The 21,539-nt window shown below is 74.6% G+C and carries 17 protein-coding genes and 1 pseudogene; 10 read left to right on the forward strand and 8 right to left on the reverse strand.

Features of this window, described 5'->3' with window-relative positions:
- Positions 1 to 17 precede the first annotated feature (17 nt).
- Positions 18 to 284 carry a hypothetical protein gene (locus O7618_RS06420; protein ID WP_278105040.1) on the reverse strand — a complete coding sequence of 89 codons (267 nt, stop codon included), beginning with the start codon at positions 282 to 284 and terminating at the stop codon, positions 18 to 20.
- Here O7618_RS06420 and O7618_RS06425 point away from each other — a divergent pair.
- On the forward strand, positions 279 to 1,760 hold the full coding sequence (locus tag O7618_RS06425) for a hypothetical protein (protein WP_278105041.1): 1,482 nt from the start codon (positions 279 to 281) through the stop codon (positions 1,758 to 1,760). The two genes, O7618_RS06420 and O7618_RS06425, sit on opposite strands and share 6 nt — an antisense overlap.
- 63 nt (positions 1,761 to 1,823) lie before the next feature.
- On the opposite strand, the pseudogene O7618_RS06430 reads toward O7618_RS06425, so the two are convergent.
- Positions 1,824 to 4,244, reverse strand: a pseudogene (locus O7618_RS06430) (family 10 glycosylhydrolase).
- A 157-nt stretch (positions 4,245 to 4,401) separates the two neighbouring features.
- Between O7618_RS06430 and O7618_RS06435 the strand changes: the two are divergent.
- The 9 genes from O7618_RS06435 (at position 4,402) to O7618_RS06475 (ending at position 15,588) form a co-directional block, all read left to right on the forward strand.
- Positions 4,402 to 5,712 (forward strand): sugar ABC transporter substrate-binding protein, encoded by a 1,311-nt coding sequence (locus O7618_RS06435; RefSeq protein WP_278105042.1) that lies wholly within the window; start codon positions 4,402 to 4,404, stop codon positions 5,710 to 5,712.
- Positions 5,713 to 5,782: 70 nt separating this feature from the next.
- Positions 5,783 to 6,667, forward strand: coding sequence for a sugar ABC transporter permease (locus O7618_RS06440; protein WP_278105044.1), 885 nt, complete (start codon positions 5,783 to 5,785; stop codon positions 6,665 to 6,667).
- A 53-nt stretch (positions 6,668 to 6,720) separates the two neighbouring features.
- The gene (locus O7618_RS06445; RefSeq protein ID WP_347405409.1) at positions 6,721 to 7,617 is read left to right on the forward strand and encodes a carbohydrate ABC transporter permease; all 897 of its coding nucleotides are present in this window, start codon (positions 6,721 to 6,723) and stop codon (positions 7,615 to 7,617) included.
- Positions 7,614 to 8,339 carry a GntR family transcriptional regulator gene (locus tag O7618_RS06450; protein ID WP_278105046.1) on the forward strand — a complete coding sequence of 242 codons (726 nt, stop codon included), beginning with the start codon at positions 7,614 to 7,616 and terminating at the stop codon, positions 8,337 to 8,339. Before O7618_RS06445 ends, O7618_RS06450 begins: the two co-directional genes overlap by 4 nt.
- Positions 8,336 to 9,262 carry an ROK family protein gene (locus O7618_RS06455; RefSeq protein WP_278105047.1) on the forward strand — a complete coding sequence of 309 codons (927 nt, stop codon included), beginning with the start codon at positions 8,336 to 8,338 and terminating at the stop codon, positions 9,260 to 9,262. Before O7618_RS06450 ends, O7618_RS06455 begins: the two co-directional genes overlap by 4 nt.
- A complete protein-coding gene (locus O7618_RS06460; protein ID WP_278105049.1) occupies positions 9,259 to 10,728 on the forward strand; it encodes a DUF4127 family protein in 1,470 nt (489 codons plus the stop codon). Before O7618_RS06455 ends, O7618_RS06460 begins: the two co-directional genes overlap by 4 nt.
- A complete protein-coding gene (locus O7618_RS06465; RefSeq protein ID WP_278105050.1) occupies positions 10,725 to 12,395 on the forward strand; it encodes an FAD-dependent oxidoreductase in 1,671 nt (556 codons plus the stop codon). Before O7618_RS06460 ends, O7618_RS06465 begins: the two co-directional genes overlap by 4 nt.
- Positions 12,392 to 13,081, forward strand: a complete 690-nt coding sequence (locus O7618_RS06470; RefSeq protein ID WP_278105051.1) for an N-acetylmannosamine-6-phosphate 2-epimerase — start codon at positions 12,392 to 12,394, stop codon at positions 13,079 to 13,081. Before O7618_RS06465 ends, O7618_RS06470 begins: the two co-directional genes overlap by 4 nt.
- Positions 13,078 to 15,588 carry a hypothetical protein gene (locus O7618_RS06475; RefSeq protein ID WP_278105052.1) on the forward strand — a complete coding sequence of 837 codons (2,511 nt, stop codon included), beginning with the start codon at positions 13,078 to 13,080 and terminating at the stop codon, positions 15,586 to 15,588. The genes O7618_RS06470 and O7618_RS06475 overlap by 4 nt, the downstream gene beginning before the upstream one ends.
- A 9-nt stretch (positions 15,589 to 15,597) precedes the next feature.
- Here O7618_RS06475 and O7618_RS06480 read toward each other — a convergent pair whose 3' ends face one another.
- The 6 genes from O7618_RS06480 to O7618_RS06505 form a co-directional block, all read right to left on the reverse strand.
- Complete coding sequence (locus O7618_RS06480; protein WP_278105053.1) at positions 15,598 to 16,260, reverse strand: Type 1 glutamine amidotransferase-like domain-containing protein; 663 nt, start codon at positions 16,258 to 16,260, stop codon at positions 15,598 to 15,600.
- Between the two features lie 62 nt (positions 16,261 to 16,322).
- Entirely contained in the window at positions 16,323 to 17,162 is an 840-nt protein-coding gene (locus O7618_RS06485) for an SMI1/KNR4 family protein (RefSeq protein WP_278105054.1), read from the reverse strand.
- Between the two features lie 51 nt (positions 17,163 to 17,213).
- Positions 17,214 to 17,753, reverse strand: coding sequence for a GNAT family protein (locus tag O7618_RS06490; RefSeq protein WP_278105055.1), 540 nt, complete (start codon positions 17,751 to 17,753; stop codon positions 17,214 to 17,216).
- 249 nt (positions 17,754 to 18,002) lie between these two features.
- Entirely contained in the window at positions 18,003 to 18,557 is a 555-nt protein-coding gene (locus tag O7618_RS06495) for a hypothetical protein (protein ID WP_278105056.1), read from the reverse strand.
- 126 nt (positions 18,558 to 18,683) lie between these two features.
- Positions 18,684 to 20,516 carry a VWD domain-containing protein gene (locus O7618_RS06500; RefSeq protein ID WP_278105057.1) on the reverse strand — a complete coding sequence of 611 codons (1,833 nt, stop codon included), beginning with the start codon at positions 20,514 to 20,516 and terminating at the stop codon, positions 18,684 to 18,686.
- Between the two features lie 242 nt (positions 20,517 to 20,758).
- On the reverse strand, positions 20,759 to 21,502 hold the full coding sequence (locus O7618_RS06505) for an alpha/beta fold hydrolase (RefSeq protein WP_278105058.1): 744 nt from the start codon (positions 21,500 to 21,502) through the stop codon (positions 20,759 to 20,761).
- Positions 21,503 to 21,539: the final 37 nt, after the last annotated feature.

Raw genomic sequence — 21,539 nt, forward strand, 5'->3', positions numbered from 1 at the left:
CGCACCTGCCCCGAGCGTCACACCCGGGCGTGGGCGAGGTCGCCGCCGGCGGTGGCCGGAACGGTCCGGGGCCAGGTCCAGGCGGCGCGCAGGATGACGGCCAGGATCAGCAGCTCGAGTTCGATGGACAGGCCGTAGAAGGAGGCGTAGGCCCAGGACTCGCCGTCCGCGTTGTAGACCGAGACGGGGATGTAGAGCGTTGCCACGACGAGGTTGCTAGTCTGCGCGTCGCCGCCGGAGTCGCGCCACGGGGCGTCCCGGGCGAGGGAGGAGTTGGCGTGCACCCGATCTCTCGACCGCGTCGCTGGCTGGCCGCCGCGGTCGGCCTGGTGCTCCTGTCGTCCGGCTGCGGCGGGGGCGGTCCGCGCCGCGCCGACGCCCCCGCCGCCGGATCCACGTCGATCGGTCCCGACGGCCCCGCCGCGACGGCCGCCGCGCCCACGCCGAGCGGACGCGCCGGGCTGGGCGCCGCCGCGGTGACCTGCCCGCAGCCCGCCGGGCCGCCCGGGTCTCCGAGCCGGCTCGGTCCGACTGCCGGTTCCTACCTGGGTCGCGCAGGCGACGCGGCGACCGCGGTGGACGTGACCCCGGCGTGCCAGATCGTGCTCGGCGGCCGGTTCACCGCCGTGCCGGGTGGACCGACGACGACGATCGGCGCGGGTGGCGCCGGGACGCTGCTGCTCCTCGACGGCGCCGGCCGTCGACTGGTGCGCACCGTCCGGCTGGCCGGCGCGGTCGAGGACCTTGAGGTGCGGCACGGCGGCGGTGAGATCGCCGTGGCGACCGACCGCGGGGTCGTGCTGCTCGACGCCGCCGCCCGGCGCGCCCGGTGGCAGCGCGGCACCGCCGCGGGCCGGGTCGCGATCGGGTCCGCCGGCACGGTCGCGGCGCTGCGCGGCTCCGCCGTCACAGTGTACGACCTGGGCGGTGCGACGCTGTCGCGGATCTCGTTGAGCGGCCGGACGGTCAGCGACGTGGCGGTGGACGACCGCAGCGGGTCGATCGTCGTCAGCGGGTTCCGGCAGGCCGGTGGTGCCCGGTGCACACCGGTGCAGATCGCCTTCGTGCACGCCTACGACAGGCGGGGCACGCTGCGCTGGCGGGCCTACGACCATCCGGTGCAGGCGTTGGGTGACCTGTGCGCGGACAGTCGGGCCGACCGGGTGGCGATGGGCCGTGACGGGCGGCTGTACCTGGCGGGGGAGACCGCCGGCGGGAACACGATCTTCTCGCGCTCGGCCGCCGACCCGGGGCGGCCCGCCCCGAACGTGGTCACCGACGACTTCAGCCGGGCGAGCAACACCGGGGACGCGCACTACACCTACCTCGCGCGCTTCGACCCGGCCTCGGGGCGTCAGCTCGCCGGGCAGGTGGTGATCAGCCGCATCGACAGCAAGGGCGACCGGGGCAACACCATCAGGCCGCTCGCGGTCACCGCCGACGAGTCCGGGCGGATCTACGCCGGGGGCGTGTCGGCGTACCAGATCGCCGGTCGGTCGCGGGTGACGCTCGGTGGGCGGCGGCTGGCGCCGTACGCCGGTGGTGACGCCTGGGTGCTGGTGCTCTCGGCCGACCTGCGACGGCGGCTGACCTGGGTGGTGTTCACCGACGGCGGTGCCGGCGTGGTGCGGGGGGTGGCGGTCTCCGGTGGGGTGGCGGCGGCCGCCGCGCAGGTGGACGAGGCCGGCTTCTGGCGCGGGCCGGGCCCGTCCTTCGGCACCGGCGGCGGTTACCTGGCCGCCTGGCCCGGGCTGCGCTGACTGCGAGGAGCCGCAGGACGGGCGGCAGGGCGCGCCGGACCCGGCGCGCCCTGCCGTCGTCGGTCAGGCCAGGTCGGCCCAGCGGGCGTACATGCGTAGGTCCCGGGTGGTGCGCCGGGTCAGCTCGGGGTGCACCGCGTCGCCCCAGCCGGCCGCCGAGGCGGCCGCCTTCGCCAGCTGCTCGGCGGCCGCGTCGACCACCGGGGCGGGCATCCCGTCGGCCAGCAGCCGTTCGGCCACGGCCAGCCGGGCCCGTACCGCGGCGGTGGTCGCCGCCGGGGCACAGGCGGTGGCCCGCTTCAACGTCGTCCGCAGGGCCGCGACGCCGGCCCGCGCGGCGCCGCGGTAGTCGGCGTGCGGCACCACCGAGCGGGTCCGGAACGTCCCCTCGCGCAGCGCCTCCTGCTGGCGGGCGTTGAGCTGGTTGTACGCGAACAGCGCCGCGCCGTCGGAGTCGGCGTCGTTCACCGCCTGCACTTGGTCCAGCATCAGGTCCGGTGAGGTGCCCCGCAGCGGCCCGTAGGTAGCGGTGTAGAGCGGCACGTCACCGACCCGCTCGCGCATCACGGCGGTGTCGTGGCCGACGGAGTCGGCCGAGGTGCCGAACGACATCCCGGTGAGAAAGTCGAGTGTGCCGGCGTCGACCCAGGCGCCCCAGTTCTGGAACTTCTTGGCCAGGCCGTCGGTCGGGTCGGCGAAGACGGCGGCGGAGAGCTGCCGGTCGGCGGCGACCCGTCGCTGCATCGTGCGGACCTGGTCGACGAAGGTGGTGATCTGCTTCTCCCGCCAGGCGTTCCAGGTGGGCCACTGCGGCGAGTCGGGCGTCAGGGTGTACGGGTCGACGCCGTGCTCCGCGGCGAACGTGGTGCGGCTGTACGCGGAGTAGGAGAAGTCCGCGCCGTAGGGCAGCGAGACCGGGTAACGGATGTAGTCCAGGTGCAACCCGTCGACGGCGTAGCCGCGCAGGATCTCCTCGAAGATGGCCAGCACGTGGGTGCGTACCGCGGGCACGGCCGCGTCCATCCAGTAGTAGCCCGGCTCCATGCGGGACGGCTGGGGCCCGGCCTTGCCGACGTCCTCGCGTTCCACCGCCGCCTATTCGGGGTGGGCCGTCAGCACCGGACCGCCGCCGCTCTCCACCCCGACGAAGAAGGTGTGGGTCCAGGCGTGCAGCTCGACGCCCCGGGCGTGCGCCTCGTCGATCCAGACCCTGAGCGGGTCGAAGCCGCGCATCTCGGGCCGCTGTGCCGGCATGCCGGCCCGCTCGGCCACCGCGCTCGGGTAGATCGTGTAGCCACCCCAGACCGTCTCCAGGAACACCATGTTGAAGCCGGCGGCGGAGATCCGGTCCAGCGAGGCGCGGATCTGCTCCGGGCTGGTCTCGATGGGTCGGACCCACAGGCCACGGCCCTCGACCGGCCGGGACTCCCGGCTGCGGTAGCCGGCCACGTCGGCGCGGCGGGTGGCGTCGCGGGCCAGCTCCGCGGACCGCTCCGGCTCGCCGTCGGCCGCGGCCCGGGCCCGGGCCAGCAGCTCGGTGGCCTCGGCGAGGGCGGTGTCCACGGCGGCCGGGTCGATGTCGAGGCAGCTGGCCACCGCGGCGGTCTTCCCGGCGCGGGCGGCGGTCACCGCCCGCTCGGCGCCGAGCAGGTAGCTCTGCGCGTCGACGTCCACCGTGACGGTGGCGCCGCTGACGGTGACCTTCGCGCCGAGCGGCGCGTTGCCCTCCAGCCAGGAGCCTCGTGAGCCGTGCCCGGAGAGCACGAACCCACCGGCCGGGATCGCGCTGTCGCCGCCCTGCCGGGAGACGACCCGCCCGTCGCGGACGGCGACCTCGAACCCGTAGTCGTTGGTGCCGGTGCGGTCCCGGCCGGTTGCCGGCGTGTAGGCGATGAGCTGCTCGGCGCCCCGGCATCCGGGGAAGCATTCGCCCTTGGCCGGGTCCACCCCGGCGGGGTTGGTGGCGGCGGTCGGGTCGGTGGCGTCGAGGGTGGCGGCGGCACGCCGGATCAGCAGGTTGCGCAGGTGTACCCGGTCGCCGGCGTGCAGGTGGTCGCGCAGCCAGCGGCGGTCGTCGGCGCCGCCGGTCTCGGGCGGGGAGGCGGAGAGCACCACCCCGTCGGCCGGGATGGCGTTGTTGCGGGGCTTCGGGCAGGAGTCGAGGACGGTGCAGACGCTCAGCACCTCGAACGCGCCGCCGCCGGCGGCGCGCAGCACCGCCTCGCCGCCGAACGCGTTGGTCTTGGTCTCGGCGCCGGAGTCGGGGGTGTAGAGGGCGAGGACGCCGGCCGCCCGCGAGGACGGGTCGATGGCGTCGATGGTGGCGGTGTCGCCGCCGGCGGCGACGACGGTGGGCAGGCCCGGATCGGCGGTGGGCGCGGTCCGCGCCACGGCCGGCGCGGCCAGCATGCCGAGCAGGACCGTGCCGGTCGCCGCGCAGACGGCCACGCGTCGCGGGGGTGTGGGGGATGGCATACGGCCCATCGTTGGGGGACTGGTACGGACAAGTCAAGACCTCCCTTCGATGCCCGGAACGGATATCAAGTGTAAAACCGGAGCTGAGGCTTGACCCGGCGGTGATCGTGGTCCAAGCTCAGGCGCACTGGTCCGTACCACTTCCCCCCTTCCTGGAGGACCCCTCATGAGGCGTACCCGCGCCTTCGCGGCGGCCGCGCTGGCCGCCGCGCTCTTCCTCAGCGGCTGCGGCCTGTCCAGCGGCGACGACGCCGGCTCGGCCGGCTCCGACGACAAGATCAGCGGCGAGGTGAAGGGCGAGATCACCTTCGCCACCCTCGCGCTCAAGCCCACCTTCGACGACTACATCAACGGCCTGATCGCCGACTTCCAGAAGCAGCACCCCGGCACCACCGTCAACTGGGTCGACCTGCCGTTCCAGGGCGCGCAGGAGAAGATCACCAACGACGCGCAGGCCGGCACGCTGCCCGACGTGGTCAACCTGAACCCCAACTTCGCCCAGAAGCTGGAGAAGCAGGGCGTCTTCGTGGACATGGAGACCAACGCCGGCGACGTGAAGGACACCTTCGTGCCCGGCGCGTGGGACGCCTTCAAGGTCCCCGGCCAGGCCGGCTCGTACGGCCTGCCGTGGTACCTCACCAGCGAGGTCACCATGTACAACAAGGACCTCTTCGCCCAGGCCGGGATGGCCGACGCCGCCCCGCCGAAGACCATCGACGAGCTGCTCACCCAGGCCGAGAAGCTCTCCGCCGCCGGCAAGGGCCGCTTCTACGGCTGGCACCCGGCGCTGGAGAACAGCTTCGTGCCCAACCTGGCGAAGCTCGGCGTGCCGCTGCTCAACGACGACGCCACCAAGTGGACGTTCAACACCCCCGAGGCCGTGCAGTACGTGACCCGGGTCCGCGACCTCTACACCAGCAAGGCCATCGCGCCGGACTGGCTGACCCAGGACCACGCCAAGGAGACCGAGGCGTACTCCGCCGGGCGGGTCGCGCTGTTCCCCTCCGGGCCCAACTTCCTGAAGGTGGTCCGGCAGAACGCCCCCGCCGTCGCCAAGGCCACCGCGGTCGCCCCCCAGATCGCCAGCGCCGACGGCACCACGAACATGTCGGTGATGGGCCTGCTCGTGCCGACGAAAAGCAAGAACCCGGCGACCGCGCTGGAGTTCGCGAAGTTCGTCAGCAACGCGCGGAACCAGCTCGCCTTCGCCAAGATCGTGACGATCCTGCCGTCCACCGCGGACTCGCTGAAGGATCCGTACTTCACCCAGGTGGATCCGGCCGACCCGACCTCGCCGGCCCGCAAGATCTCCGCCGAGCAGATCGCCAAGGCCGAGAACCTGACCCCGGTGCAGTGGGACGACCGCACCAAGGCGGCGGTGATCGGGAAGATCCAGCTCGCGGTCAAGGGTGACCTCGACCCGAAGGCCGCCCTGGACCAGGCCGTGGACGAGGCCAACAAGCTGCTCGCCCGCTGACCGACGCCCGGCGCCGCCCGGCCTGTGCCGGGCGGCGCCACCACCCCTCCCACGACAGGAGTTCACCGACGTGATCGGCCGTCGCTGGTACGTGCCCTGGCTCTTCCTCGCCCCGGCGCTGCTCGTCACCGCGCTGATGACCTGGGGACCGCTCGCCAACACCGGCGTGCTGGCGTTCACCGACGCGCGGGCGCTCGGCGGCGGGCAGTTCACCGGGCTGGACAACTTCGCCCGCCTCGCCGACGACAGCGAGTTCTTCCGGGCGTTGGGCAACACCGTCCTCTACCTGGTCGTCGTCGTGCCGTGCCTGGTGGTGCTCCCCCTGTTGCTGGCCCAGCTGGTGCACGCCAGGCTGCCCGGCATCGGGGCGTTCCGGGCGGTGTTCTACACGCCGGTCATCGCCTCGATGGTCGTGGTCGGGCTGATCTGGAGCTGGCTGCTCTCCTCCGACGGCCTGGTCAACGCCGTGCTGGTCAAGCTGCGGGTGGTCGCCGAGCCGCTGCCCTTCCTCACCGACGCCACCCTGCTGCTGCTCTCCTGCATGCTGGTGACCGTCTGGAAGGGCCTCGGCTACTACATGGTCATCTACCTGGCGGCCCTGTCCAACGTGCCGAACGAGCTCTACGAGGCCGCCCGCGTCGACGGCGCCGGCGCGGTCCGCCGGTTCCGGTCGGTCACCGTGCCCACCGTCCGCCCCACCATGCTGCTGGTCGGGACGCTGGCCGCGATCTCCGCGACGAAGGTGTTCGCCGAGATCTACGTGATGTCCTCCGGCACCGCCGGACCCGGCGGCCGGGCCAAGTCGATCGTCTACTACATCCGCGAGGTCGGCCTCGGCGTCGACGGCGAGATCGGGTACGCCTCGGCGATGAGCCTGACGCTCTTCGTCGGCACCCTCGGCCTCTCCGTCCTGGCGCTCGTGCTGCGCCGCCGTAGCGAGAGGAACGAGGCATGAGCGAGCGCACCGAGCGGAGCGAGGGCCGCGTGCGCATGCCCGGTCGGAACGGCATGAGCGAGCGCACCGAGCGGCTGGCCACGACGGGCTCACCGGCGCGCCGTCCCGCGCGTCGGCACGCCGGCGTCGGCCGGTTAGCCGGGCCGGCCCTGCGCTACCTGCTGCTGCTGGCGATGACGGTGCTGCTGGTCGGCCCGTTCCTCTGGCAGCTGTCCACCGCGCTCAAGGGCACCGGTGAGCCGATCTACGGGCCGAACACCACGCTGCTGCCGGCCGAACCGACACTCGGCAACTTCGGCAAGGTCGCCGACGTCATCCCGGTCTGGCGCTACATCGGCAACTCGGCGATCGTCGCGGTCGCCAGCGTGCTCACCAACTGCCTGCTCGGCGCCATGGCCGGGTACGCGCTGGCGCGGATGCGCTTCCGGGGCCGGGGCGCCGTCTTCGCCGCCGTGCTCGCCTCGCTCGTCGTGCCGTTCGAGGTGATCATGGTGAACGTCTTCCTCACCGTGCGCAGCCTCGGCCTGGTCGACACCCTGCTCGGCGTGCTGCTGCCCGGCGCGGTCTCCGGACTGTCCATCCTGGTCATGCGGACCGCCTTCCTGGCCCTGCCGAAGGAGACCGAGGAGGCCGCGGCCATCGACGGCGCGGGGGAGTGGGCCCGGTTCTGGCGCGTCGCGCTGCCCAGCGTGCGCGGCTCTCTCGCGGTGGTCGGCGTGTTCAGCTTCCTCTTCGCCTGGGACGACTTCCTCTGGCCGCTGATCGTGCTGAAGAACCCGGACAACTTCACCCTCACCGTCGGGCTCCAGTACCTCTCCGGCACGTTCACCAACGACCAACGCGTGGTCGCCGCTGGCACGATGATCGCAGTCATTCCGTTGCTCGCCGTCTTCTTCGCCCTGCAGCGGATGTTCTTCCGCGGCATCGGAGAGGGAGGGGTGAAGGGGTGACCGCCACCAGTCGGACCGCCTTCAAGCACGAGGCGCTGTACACCGCGCTGCGTACCGAGATCGGCTCGTCGCTGCGACCGCACGACCCGTTGCCCAGCGAACGGGAGCTCGTCACCCGGTTCGGGGTCAGCCGGGCCACCGTCCGGCAGGCCGTCGGCCGCCTCGAGGAGGAGGGCCTGGTCTACCGCGCCCAGGGCGCGGGCACGTTCGTGGCCGACCCGGCCACCATCTCCAAGTCGCTCGCGCTCACCTCGTTCAGCGAGGACATGCGCAGCCGCCGGCTCAGTCCGGACTCGCGGCTGCTCGACCTCACCGTCGTCCCGGCCGGTGTGGCGGTGGCCCGCGAGTTGTCGCTGTCCCCCGGCGCCGAGGTCGCCCACGTACGCCGGCTCCGGCTCGCCGACGGACTGCCGATGTGCATCGAGGAGGTGTGGCTGCCCACCGAACGGGTCGGCGACCTCGACGCCGGCCTGGTCGGCGGCTCCCTCTACGACGTGCTCGCCGAGCGCGGCGTCCGGCCGGACCACGCCGATCAGGTGATCTCCGCGACCGTGGTCGACGCCGACCAGGCCGCGCTGCTCGGCGTGGCGCCCTACTCGCCCGCGCTGCGGGTGGACCGGACCACCTTCGACGACGCCGGCGTCGCGGTCGAGCGCGCCGAGAGCATCTACCGCGCCGACCGCTACGACTTCCGCATCACCGTGACCCGAAGGACGCCGTGACCGCCCCGCTCCTGGCCGCCCTCGACATCGGCGGCACCAAGACCGCCGCCGCGCTGGTGCGTGGCGGCGCCGTCCTGGTCCGTACCCAGGCCCCCACGCCGGCCCGCGACGGCGCCGCCGCCGTCCTGGACCGCGCCGCCGAGCTGATCCGCTCGCTCGGCGGGCACCCGGTCGCGGTCGGCGTCGGCGCTCCCGGCCTGGTCGACCCGGCGACCGGGCTGCTCACCGCCGCCACCTCCTCGATCGACGACTGGTCCCGGGTGGACGTGCCGGGCGCGCTGCGGCGCCGCCTCGGCCTGCCCGGCACGGTGCTCAACGACGTCCAGGCCTTCACCCTCGGCGAGGCCGTGCACGGCGCCGGTCGCGGCCTGCCCACCGTGATCGGGGTGGCCGTCGGCACCGGGATCGGCGGCGGTGTGCACGCCGCCGGCACCCTGCTCACCGGCCGGTCCGGCGCCGCCGGGCACCTCGGGCACCTGCCCGTGCCACAGGCGCTCGGGCGGCCCTGCCCGTGCGGCGCGACCGGGCACGTGGAGGCGGTCGCCGCCGGACCCGCCGTCGCCGCCCGCTACGCCGAGCGCACCGGCGACCCGGTCGACCTGCCCGAGGTGGTCCGGCGGGCCCGCGCCGGCGACCACGTCGCGCGGACCGTGCTGGTGGAGGCGGGCGCGGCGCTCGGCACCGCCCTCGCCGGCCTCGCCAACGTCCTCGACCCGGACCGGATCGTCATCGGCGGCGGCGCCGCCGTACCCGAGCTGCTGGCCGCCGCCGGCCCGGCCTGCACCGCCGCCTGCATGCCGGTGCTCGGCGCGGTGCCGCTGGTCCCGGCCGCGCTCGGCGCGGACGCCGCACTGGTCGGCGCCGCCGAGGCCGCCCGGCGCGTGCTCGACCTCCCGACCACCCCCGCGGTGGTTCACCCGTGATCGACATCGCGCTGGTGCCACTGGACGACCGACCGGTCTGCCGCACGCTGCCGGGCCTGGTCGCCGCCGTCGCCGGCGCCCGCGTGCAGACCCCGCCGGCCGACCTGCTGCCCGCCCAGCGGCAGCCCGGTGACCCGGACCGGCTGGCCCACTGGCTGGTCGGCCGCCGCGCCGACGCCGCCGTGGTCGCGCTGGAGACGCTCGGCCTCGGTGGCCTGATCGCCTCCCGGCTGCGCGACGACCCGGTCGCCGCCGTGCTCGGCCGCTGGGCCGCCCTGGCCCAGGGACCCACCCCGGTGTACGCCGCCACCGTCGTGCAACGCACGCCCGACGCCGACGACGCGGGCGAGGAGCCCGACTACTGGGCCCGCCACGGCCGGGCGCTGCACGCGTACTCGGCCGCGTTGCACCACCACATCGGTACGCCGCAGCTGCCGGAGACCGACGTGCCGGCGCCGATCCGCCGCGACTTCCTGCGCCGCCGCCAGCGCAACCACGTGCTCAACCAGGCCGCGCTCGGGCTCGCCGCGGACGGCGTGCTGGACGTCCTCGTGGTCGGCGCCGACGACACCGCCGTCGCCGCGGTCGGCACCGCCGAGTGGCAGTGGCTGTGGACCTGGGCCGGCTGGCTGGAGATCACCGACCGGGTGCTCGCGCACCCCGGCGCCGACGAGATCGGCGCCGTGCTGGTGGCCCGCGCGCTCACCGCCGCCGCCGGCCACGCGCCCCGGATCGCGGTCGCCTGCGCCGACCCGGACGGACTGGACCGGGTGGCCCGCTACGAGCCCGTCCCGGTCCGCGCCGGGATCGCCAGCCAGGCCGCCGCCGCCGGGGCGACAGTGGTGGACGACTCGTCCGCCGACGCGGTGCTCGTGGTCCACCCGCCGCAACCCGGCGAGGCCGACTGGGCGACCGCGCCGCCGCCGGACACCGACCCCGCCCCGGCGGCGCACACGGCCGAGTTGGTCCGCCGGCTGCTCGGGCAGGGGCGGCCGGTGGCCCTGGCCGACTGCGCGCTCGGCAACGGTGCCGATCCCCGTCTCGTCGCCGACCTGGCCACCGACGGCTCGTACGCCCGGCTGGCCGGCTTCGCCGGCTGGAACACCGCCGGCAACACCATCGGCAGCGCGCTCGCCACGCTCGTCGCGTACCAGGTCGGGCGGGCCGGCGGCACGCTCGACGAGAACGCCGCCCGGCGGCTGCTCGCCCACCGGCTGGTCGACGACCACATCTGGATGTCGTACGCCCGGCCGCGGCTGCGCCACGAGCGCGGCACCGACCCGACCCGGCACGACCACGTCACCGACGCGGAGACCGCAGCCGTCACCGGCCGCGTCGAGCACCTGCTCCGCGAGCGGTGGCGACAGCTCGACGCGGTCCCGGGACTCGCGGTCCGGCCCGGCTCGGTGACGCTGCCCTGGCACCGCACCTACGAGATCGACTTCACTCTGGAGGACCACCGGTGAGCAGCCCCGAACCGGACCTGACCGCGGACGTGGCCGTCATCGGCGGCGGCCTCGGCGGGGTGGCCGCCGCGCTGGCCGCCGCCCGGGCCGGCGCCACGGTGGTGCTCGTCGAGGAGCTGTCCCGGGTCGGCGGCCAGGTCACCACGCAGGCGCTGCCGGCGCTCGACGAACATCCGCACATCGAGAGCTTCGGCGCCTCGACCGGCTACCGGGCGTTCCGGGACGCCGTCCGGGCCCACTACGGCGGCGCCGCCAACCCGGGCGGCGGCTGGGTGAGCCGGCTCTGCTTCGAACCGGCCGTCGCCCAGCGGGTGCTCGACACGGCCCTGGCCGAGGCGAAGGTGACGGTGCGGACCGGGCTCACGGTGGTCGCCACCCGGACCGAGGGCGGCCGGGTACGTGACCTCACCCTCGCCGACGGGACCGTGCTGGCCGCCGCCGTGTTCTGCGACGCCACCGAGCGCGGCGACCTGGCCCCGCTCGCCGGGTTCGCCACCGTGACCGGCTCCGAGGGCCGCGAGGCGCACGGCGAGCCGGACGCCGTGCCCGGCGGCCCCGACCCCGCCGCCCAGCAGTCGTTCACCTGGTGCGCCCTGGTGGAACACCGTCCCGGCGCGAACTTCACCGGCCCCGAACCCGCCCGCTACGCCGAGCTGCGGCACCGGCTCTCCTTCGACATCGCCGGCTGGGACGGCGGCACCCACCGGTACCGGATGTTCACCGACGGCCCGGACGGCCGGCCGCCGTTCTGGACCTACCGGCGGCTGCGCGCCACCACGCCGGAGCTGGCGGTGCTCAACTGGGCGTCCAACGACTGCGCCGGGTACGACCCGATCGGCGACCCGGCCGGGGCCGAGCGGGCCGGCCGCGAGCTGACCGCCGCGTTCGTGCACTGGCTGCGGACCGAGGCGCCCCGGGAGGACGGCGGCCGGGGGTTCCCCGGGCTGCGCCTCGCCCCGGAGGCCGCCGGCACCCCCGACGGTTTCGCCGAGGCCCCGTACCTGCGCGAGTCGCGCCGGATCGTGGTGGACCGGCCGGTCACCGGCCACGACCTGGCGCCGGTCGCCGGGCGCGCCCGCGCCCGTCACCTGCCCGGCTCACTCGGCGTCACCTGGTACCACGTCGACCTGCACGAGCGCACCGGCCACCCGGAGCCCGTCTACCGGGAGACCGCGCCGTTCACCGTCCCCGCCACCGCGCTGGTCCCGCGCGGCGCGGTCAACCTGCTCGCCGCCGCCAAGAACCTCGGCGCCACCCAGGTCGCGGCCGCCGCCTACCGGGTGCACCACGGCGAGTGGGCGGTCGGCGAGGCGGCCGGCGCGCTCGCCGCCCGGGCCGCCCTGGACCGCCGGCCGGCGCACGCCGTCCGCGACGACCCGGCGTTCCTGCTGGCGGTGCAGCGCGACCTGGTCGCCGCCGGCGTGCCGCTGGCCTGGGTCGCCGACGTGCCGCCGGACGATCCGCGGTTCGCCGCCGTGCAGCTGGCCGCCGCCCACGGAGCGCTGGCGGGGGAGCGGGCCGCTGACCTGGCGGTCGACCCCGACCGTCCGGCCGGACCGGCGGACCTGGCCGCGCTGCGCCGGGCCGCCCGGGCGCTGGGCGCCGATCCGTCCGACGTGGACCCCGATCGCGCCTTCGGCGCCGTAGTGGAGGACATCACCCGATGACCGTGCTCGACACGATCCGGGGCCGGCTGGTCGTCTCCTGCCAGGCCGACCCCGGAGAACCGCTCGACGACCCGGCGCACATGGTGGCGCTGGCCCGCTCCGCGCTGCGCGGCGGGGCCGCCGCGATCCGCGCCCAGGGCCTGCGCGACCTGCGGTCGCTGCGCGCCGCGCTGCCCGACACCCCGCTGATCGGGCTGGTGAAGGCCGGCAGCGGCGGCGTCTACATCACCCCGACCCTGGCGCACGCCGACGGGGTCGCCTCCACCGGCGTGCAGATCGTCGCGCTCGACGGCACCCGCCGCCCCCGCCCGGACGGGCTCACGCTGGCCGAGACGGTGACCGGGCTGCGGCGGCGCCACCCGCAGGTGCTGGTGATGGCGGACGTGGCCGACGCCGCCGACGGCTACGCCGCGGTCGCCGCCGGCGTGGACCTGGTCGGCACCACGCTCTCCGGCTACACCGGCGGCGCGGTGCCGCACGACCCGGACCTGGAGCTGATCGCCGCGCTCGCGGGCGCGCTGCCGGTGCCGGTCGTAGCCGAGGGCCGGATCAACACCCCCGACGAGGCGGCCGCCGCGCTGCGCCACGGCGCGCACGCCGTGGTGGTCGGCACCGCCATCACCCGACCCGCCGTGGTCACCGCCCGTTTCGCCGCCGCGCTCGTCACCAGCCGGGAGATGTCATGACCGTGCACGTCGTCAGCCACACCCACTGGGACCGCGAGTGGTACCGGCCGATGGAGTCGTTCCGGGCCCGCCTCGCCGAGCTGGTCGCCCGCGTCTGCGACCAGCTGGACTCCGGGGAGCTGGGCCGGTTCCACCTCGACGGTCAGACCGTCACCGCCCTCGACGCGCTCGCCGTACGCCCCGACCTCGCCGGCCGGATCCGCGCCCACGCCGCCGCCGGACGGCTGCACGTCGGGCCGTGGCACGTCCTCGCCGACAACCAGCTCGTCTCCGGCGAGAACCTGGTCCGCAACCTGCTCGCCGCGCGCCGGGTCGCCGCCGACCTCGGTCTGACGCTCGCCCGCGTCGGCTACTGCCCCGACGCGTTCGGCCACCCCGCCGACCTGCCCCGCGTGCTGCGCGGCTTCGGCCTCGACACCGCGCTGGTCTGGCGCGGCGCGCCACCGCACCTGGCGAGGTTCCGCTGGCGCGCACCGGACGGCTCCGAGGTGGTGGCGGTCAACCAGGGCTACTACGAGCCGGAGGTGCTCTGGGAGGCGGCCACCGCGGCGGACCGGCTCACCGCGTTCCGGGACAAGCAGGCCGGCCGGGACGCCGACGGGCCGTACCTGCTGCTCAACGGCGGCGACCACCTCGCGCCGCGCCGGCTGCCCGCGGGGTTGGCCGACGGCGCGGCGGTGGAGAGCACGCTGGCCGACTACTTCGACGCGATCCGCGACACGGTGCCGGCCGGCGAGGTGGTCACCGGTGAGTTGCGGTATCCGGGGGACTGGCTGACCTTCGTGCTCGCCGGCACGCTCTCCGCCCGGCTGTACCTCAAGCAGGCCAACGCCGCCACCGAGACGCTGCTGGAGGCCTGGGCGGAGCCGCTGACCGTACGCGCCGGCCGCACCGACTCGGTCGGGCTGCTCCGGCACGCCTGGGACCAGCTGCTGCAGAACGCGCCGCACGACTCCATCTGCGGCTGCTCGGTCGACGAGGTGCACCGCGAGAACGAGGTGCGCTTCGCCCGCGCCCAGCAGGCCGGCGAGCACCTGGTCGAGCGGGCCCTGCTCGACCTCGGGTTGGACACCCGGCTCGCCGGCGACCCGGTCGCCGACGCGGCCGCGCTGGTGGTGGTCAACCCGCACGCCGCGCCGGTCACCGCGCCGGTCGAGGTGGACGTGTACACCGCGCCCGGGCACACCCTCACCGGCCTGGTCGACGCCGACGGCGAGCCGGTGCCGTACGACCTGGTGGGGACCGAGCCGACGCCGCTGTTCTGCGCCGACCTGGACCTCCTCCCGGACACCCGGGACACGCTGCGGCACCGCATCGCGTTCGTCGCCGACGCGCCCACCGGCGGCTGGACCGGCTACACCGCGACCGTCGCCGCCGGGGAGCCGGACGCCGGGCCGGCCGGCGTCGCGGGCCGCACCGTGACCCGGGGCGACTGGACGCTGACCGTCGCCGACGACGCCTCGTTCACGCTGACCGACGCGGCCACCGGCCGGAGCCTGCCAGGACTGGGCCGCCTCGTCGACTCCGGCGACGCCGGCGACACCTACACCTACGACCCGCCCCGGGCCGACGAGCCGGTCACGCCGGTGCTGCGCGAGGCGTGGGTCCACGACACCGCCGTCGCCTCGCGCATCGTCGTCCGCGCCGACCTCGACGTGCCGGCCGGCCTCACCGCCGACCGCGGCGCCCGCTCCGCCGAGCGGGTGGTGCTGCCGCTGACCGTCACCGCCACCATCTGGTCCGGGGTGCCGGAGCTGGACTGGCGACTGGAGTTCGACAACACCGCCGACGACCACCGCCTCCAGGCCCACTTCCCGACCGACGCGCCGGCGACGAGCTGGACCGCCGACGCCCACTTCAGCCTGCTCACCCGCCCGCTCAAGGCGCCGCTCGGCCCGCTGCCCGACGAGCGCGGCTACGAGGCCGACGCCGGCGTCGCCCCGGTCCGCTCCCTGGCCACCCTGCCCGGCCTGGCGGTCCTCGCGCCCGGGCTGCCCGAGGTCCAGGGCATCACGGGCGAGCGTCCGTCGCTGGCCGTCACGGTGCTGCGCGCGGTCGGCTGGCTGTCCCGACCCGACCTGCGGGCCCGCACCGCCGGCGCCGGCCCGCAACTCCCCACCCCCGAGGCGCAGTGCCGCCGCCGCGTCACCGCCGCCATCGGCGTACGCCTCGACGACGGCGAGGCCGCGGTCACCGCCGCGGCGGCCCGTCGCCGCGCGCCGCTGCGGGCCTGGCAGCTGCGCCCCGGCACGACGGCGCCGGCCCGGACGGCCGGGCTGCGGGTCAAGGGGGCGCACGTGTCGGCGTACAAGCTCGCCGAGGACGGCGACGGCGTGGTGCTACGGCTGGTGAACCCGACCTCCGCCGAGGTGGTGGCCACCGTGTCCGGGCTCGACGGCCGGCTGGCCGAGTGCGACCTCGCCGAGCAGCCGGTGGGCGGGTCGGTGGCCGCCGATCGGATCGCGCTCGGCGCGTTCGCCACCCGGAGCTTCCGCATCACCGGCTGAGCCGGGCGGCTACCGCCCGAACGCCTTCCATCGCCCCTCGGAGACCACCTCGACCGCGCCGTCGACGACCTTGACGGCCGTCTGCTCGTCGATGGCGTAGGCCGGGACGCCGACGTCGGCGGCCCACCGCTCGGCGTCGGCCATGGTGTTCGTGGGGAAGGCGTCCAGGTGCGGGAAGATCGAGAAGTCGACGACGCCCAGGGTGCGGTCGTCCGGCGCGGACGGCCACTCGACGAAGTACATGCCGATCCGGGGCGTCATCACCATGCTTCCGGCACTGACTCCCACCCAGACCGTGTCGGGCAGCGACGGCAGCAGGTCGGCCAGCCCGGACTCGCGCATCCAGTGGTGCAGGTACGTCGCGTCGCCACCGTCGACCAACAGGACGTCGGCCTCCCGGACCCAGGGGACCCATCGCTCCGCGCCGACGGTGGGCAGTGCGGTCAGCTCGAGGACGCCGAGCGACGCCCAACCCAGGCCGGTCAGGTGTCGGTGGACGGGTTCGGCGGCGACGAAGCCCCGTACCGACTGTGGACCGCACATCGGGTGACCCCACTGCGCGGTCGGGACGCAGAGGGCGTGGCACTCGGCGATCGGCTTGCCGAGGAGTTGCACGAGCGCCGCGTGGATGCTCGGGTTCGTGACGCCGCCCGAGGTGAGCAAGAGCTTCACGGTGCCTCCGGATTCGCGTGCGGAAGGTGGACGTGTCTGAAGACCCGCTACCGTGCGAAAAGTCATCGGCGGCCCCGGCCCGTCAGGCGGCGCCTCGCACGGTGTGATGGCGTGCCGCCGGGTGCGTCGCGCCGCGGATCCGGGTCAGCGAGTCGGCCGGCGGACATGTCCGTGTGGGTGGGTCTCGAAGACCATGGGTCCGCGGCGAACACGTCGTCGTTCCACCCGTAGGAGCCGGGCTCACCCCGCTGGTACCAGGCGAGGAGTTGGTCCAGCGGAGCCGGGCTGAACCGGCCGAGGAGACCGGACTCGAAGCCGTCGTCGTGGATCGTCCGATAGAGCGCCCGAACGTCCTCCGGCAGGCGTACGCCGAGCTGCTCCTCGACCGCGAGGATCTCCGCCTCGCGGTAGCCGGGCTCGAACCGCGGTGGCTCGCCGCGCAGCCGGAGGTGGTGCTCCCTGAACTCGGCCACCAGGCCCCGCACCTCGGCGAGCACACCCGGATCCGTCGGACGCCCGTCGTTGCTCGCCGCCGCGGGTCTCCGCCTGCCCGCACGCGGATGGTTCGGGTAGCGGTACGAGTCGTCGAGCACGACCCGGGTCGGCAGCGACGGCAGCTCGCCGGAGCAACTGACCGCGTAGTGCCCCGATCCGTCGCCGGACACCTCGACGACGCACACGCCCGCGGTGCTCCCGTCGCGCGGGATCCGGCGCGTCAGGACGTCCATCTGGGCGTCGAGGTCGCCGCTCCACCGGCCGATCCGCGCCGGGTCGCCCGCTTCGTCGTACGTCTGGCTCTGCGTCCTGTGGTGTGCCAGGACGGCGTGCATCGATCCGGGCTGGGTGAGACCCGCGACGAACGCCCGCCCGACCTCGTGCATGGCAGCTTCGATCTCGTCCACGGCGGCGATCCTGCCACCCGGGCCGCGGAGACCCGGCCGCGCGCCGGCCGGCTACGGCGTCCAGTCCCGCCGGAGCAGGCCGTAGCTCACCAGGTCCGCGAAGGCGTCGCCGTCGTACTCGCGCTCCCGTTGGGTGCCTTCATGGATGAAGCCGCATCGCTCGGCGGTGCGCCGCATCGCCGTGTTGCCGGCCAGCGTCTCGATCTCCAGGCGGCGGAGGTTGCGGTTGCGGAAGCCGTACCGGCAGAGCAGCCGGACCACCTCGGTCCCGTATCCCTGGCCGCGTGCCTCCCGCAGCAGCGAGATGCCGAGGTGGGCGTACCCGTTGAACGTGTTGATGCCCCACAGCGCGCAGCCGCCGAGGAAGGTGCCGCCGTCGACGGTCTCGGCCAGCAGTGAGACCGCCTTGTCGCCGTCGGGCGGATCGGCGACCTGCTTCTCCAGCCCGGCCCGGACCTGGCCGACGTGGCGCGGCAGGAACGGACCGTCGTCGGTGACCAGGTGCAGCTCGGGATCACCGTCGAGGCGGAACATGTTCGGCGCGTCGTCGGGCGTGGGCGGACGCAGCCGGACCCGGTCGGTGGCGAACATCCCGCGACGCTAACAGCCGGCGGGGAACACGACGAGCGGATTACCGCCGGCCTGCCGACGGCCTCCACCGTCCGGTTGCCGGGCGCGGTGGTCGGGCTGTGCGGATGCAGGAGATGTCGCGGGCATCGGTGCCGGCCACCGGCCCAATGTCCTAGGATGCTTGAGGGGGTGTGCGGTGGCGGACGGGGCCAACCGGGCGAAGGTGGTGGAGGTCGGCGCGCGCGCCCGACAGGGGTGAGCCCTCACCGGTTACCGGAGGTCGACGAGCTGCGGCGGGACGGTGCAGCTCAGCCCGACCGAGTTCATCCGGCCGGTGATCGGCTTGCCGTCGGCGGTCGGTATCACGAAGTGCGGGCGGCGGCCGGCGGCGAGGTCGGCGGCATGCCGCTCGCGGGCCTCGACGAGGGTCTCCCAGTCGGCCAGCCACGCGTTGGTCGGGCGGTCGTCCGCCCGCAGGTCGCGATCCAGCTCACGCACCCGCGCGACCATCACGGTCACCGCCGCGTCCTGCTCCCGGATCGCGCGCGCCTGTGCCTCGACCGGCGCGCCGGGCGGTGCGGCCTTCGCCGCCACGGTGGCGCTCATCGTGGCGCACGCGCTCTCGGTCACCTCGCGGATCGGCGAACTCTCGATCTCTTGGTCGTGGTCGTGGGTCGTGTGCGTCCAGACGAAGCCGATGGGCACGACGACCACCACCGCAACCGCGACCAGGATGCCGGCCGTGGCCCACCACACCGGACCGCCCCGCCTCGACGGCGCGGCGCGACCATCGGGGTACGGCGGACGACCGACGGGGAGGCTCACGCCTGCATCGTGTCGCCCCTGTCAAGACACCACCGTCGGGGAGGGTCGTGGCGCGGTCGCGGGTCCGGGAACGGCCCGTCGGGCGTGGGCCGTCCCCGGATCCCGGTCACGTCGCCGTGTCCGGCGTCACCGGTTCCCGTTGACCACCGGCGGCACCAGGCCGACGTACGTCAGGGCGGCCCGGCCGCCGACGACCGCGACGTCGAGCGTGCAGGCGTCGAGCCACTCCTGCCGGACCTTGTACTCCAGGCAGGTGGCCTCCGCCCGCTTGCGAAGGTCCTCACCCAGGTCGCGGGCGAAGAACGGCGCGGACGGGTCGCCGGCGGAGACCGCGCCGCAGGGTGCCAGCAGGGTCCGGATCGGGTTCACCCGCCAACTGGCGCCGAAGCGCTGGTAGAGGTCGGTGAAGGAGAGCGGTACGGCGTACTGTGTGCCGTCCTTGGCGGCGAGCCGCTTGGGGTCGCCGTCGGGATTGCCGAGCAGGCCGACCACCGGTGTCGGATAGGTGCCGAGGCCGACCGACACGTCGATGTAGCCGCTGTTGACCGTGACCCGGATGCTGTTGCCGGTGGCGTCGGTGACCACGTAGACGTTGCCGATCCGGTGGATGTCCACCCCGGAGGGCAGGTGCAGGGCGCCGTCGGACGGGAGGTCCCTGGTCCGGCCGTCCACCACGAGGCTCTTGCCGTCGCACAGGGCCACCTTGGTGCTGCCCATCCGCGTGGCGACGGAGCGGTCGACGGAGGCGTTGGGCCAGGTGGGCGCGCCCGACGCCTTGCGGGTCTGCACCTCGAAGCCGGTGCCGGCCTGCGCCTCGACGAAGTCGCCGGCGGCCTGGAAGTCGTAGAGCAGGCCGGCGAACGTGTGCTGGTGGGTGTCGCCGAGGACGGAGGCCGCCGCGCAGTTGGTCGCCGCGCCACCCGTGGTGTTCTCCACGAAGACGACGGCCGGGCCGGGCGCGGTGGCGGCCGGTGCGGGCGAGCCGAAGTTGAGGTTGTTGGTCTCGCCGGTGAAGCCCTGGGCCGCGCAGATGGGCGCGGCGGTGCCGCCGTAGGTGATTCTCGTCCGGACGTTCAGCGACGCGCCGGCGTTGAAGGTGGCCGCGCCCCCGCCGTCGCTGTTGCCGCCGTAGCCGAACACGTTGAACTCGGACGTGGTCCAGCCGGCCGCCGCGTTGACGGAGTTGGAACCCGTCGCGGTGTAGGCGGTCGCGCCGACGAACAGCGTGGCGCTGTCGCTCGTCGCGCTGACCGTGCCGGTCAGCCGCAGCGCGCCCAGGTTGGTGATCGGCTGGTTGGGGACGGCGGCCGCGGTGGGGCTGTTGCGGTAGCAGTAGATGTCGGGGTCGCCGGTGAACGAGAACTGGGTCCAGCCGCCGGCCGGACACGCCGCGTTGTACTGCAGGAGCCAGTACTGGATGAACACCTGGCCGCTGGAGCCGTTGTTGGCGTAGACGAACTGCTGCCAGCCCCGGCAGCCGGCGTTGGGTGACCCGGCGCAGGCGGTGCTGGCGAAGAAGTCGGTGTTGATCTGGAGGGTGTAGGCGTTGGCGACGGGCGCCCCGGCGTTGGCGATGGGCGAGCTCTCACTCGTCACGTTCACGATGTTCTCGAACGTGCCGGACGACTCGGAGATGAATCCGCTCGGCGCCTGGGCGGAGATGTCGTTGCCGTTGCCCACCACCAGCGGGCGGATGAGGCGCTTGGGGGTCATCGGGATCGCCGGCGCGGAGACACATTCGGACCTCTGCCAGGCCAGTCGGGGATAGTCGGCGGTGAAGCATCCCCTCGCCGCCGGGTGCGCGACGTTCGTGATCTCCGCCTGCCACGCCTTGAGGCTGGTGGCGGAGGGTGCCGCGGACGCCGTCGCGGCGGATCCGCCCACCGCGACCAGCACCGCCAGCGCCGTGACGCCGGTCAGTCTGCGGGTCGCCCCGCGTGTTCGTGCAAACAGCCCCATCGCCCGAATCCCTTCGTCAGCCGGCGGTGGTGTCGCCGGACAGGGGAAGGCAACCACCGGCGGAGGGCCCCGACACTCGTTGTGACGGCGTTGTGACAGTTGGGCGATGGTGGGTGCCGGCTCCGTGAGCTGGTGGGCGACCCGCGGTGTCCGTAAGTGGACGATGCGCGCTGCGCGGCGTCGGGCCCACCCGTCCGGGGAGTGCCGGGCAACCTCGATGCGAGGTCGCCCGGCACCGCGGGCTACGCCGCCGATCCGGCCTGGCGCAGGATCCGGGCCAGCTCGACCGGTCGGCTGAGCATCGGCCAGTGCCACGTCGGCAGTTCCTCGTACCGCCACGGGTCGCCGGCCATGTGCCGGCACAGCGGCGCCGTGTCGGCCATCGCGCGTGCCTGCGCGACGGTGAAACTCGACAGCACGCCGAGGCGGGGCAGCTTCTCCCACGCGCCGGTGAGCCGAACCGGGCTGGTGGCGGTCGCCCACGGTTGGGCCACCGACCGCTCAGCGAGTAGCGCGACGACCGATTCATCCACATCTGCCGCTCCCGCCGCCAGGTCGGCCCACGGCGGGGGCGGCAGCCGCCAGCCGTCGCCGTGTTCGGCGACCGCCGCCGCGTTGCGGTCACGCTCGTGGGGCGGGCTGAAGTCCTCGTTCGCCGCCCCGTCGGGCAGTGGACCGGTGTCGACGAAGACCAGTTGGGCGATGCGATCGGTCATGCGGTCGGCGGCGGCGGTCGTCACGACCGCGCCGGCGTAGCTGTGCCCGACGAGGACCACGTCGTGCAGGTCCTCGTAGCGCAGCAGGTTGACCACGTCGGTGACGTGGACGTCGAGGTCGGTGTCCGGGCGGGCCAGGTGGGCGCGCTCGCCCATGCCGGTCAGGCTCAGCGGGTACACGTCGTGGCCGTGTTCGCGCAGGGCGGCGGTGACCGGGCGCCAGGCCCACGCGCCGAGCCAGAAGCCGGGAACCAGTACGAAGGTCGTCATGCGTGACACGCTACGATCAATACCGGACAGATTCCGC

The organism is Micromonospora sp. WMMD980 (assembly GCF_029626035.1).
In the GTDB taxonomy this organism is placed as follows: domain Bacteria; phylum Actinomycetota; class Actinomycetes; order Mycobacteriales; family Micromonosporaceae; genus Micromonospora.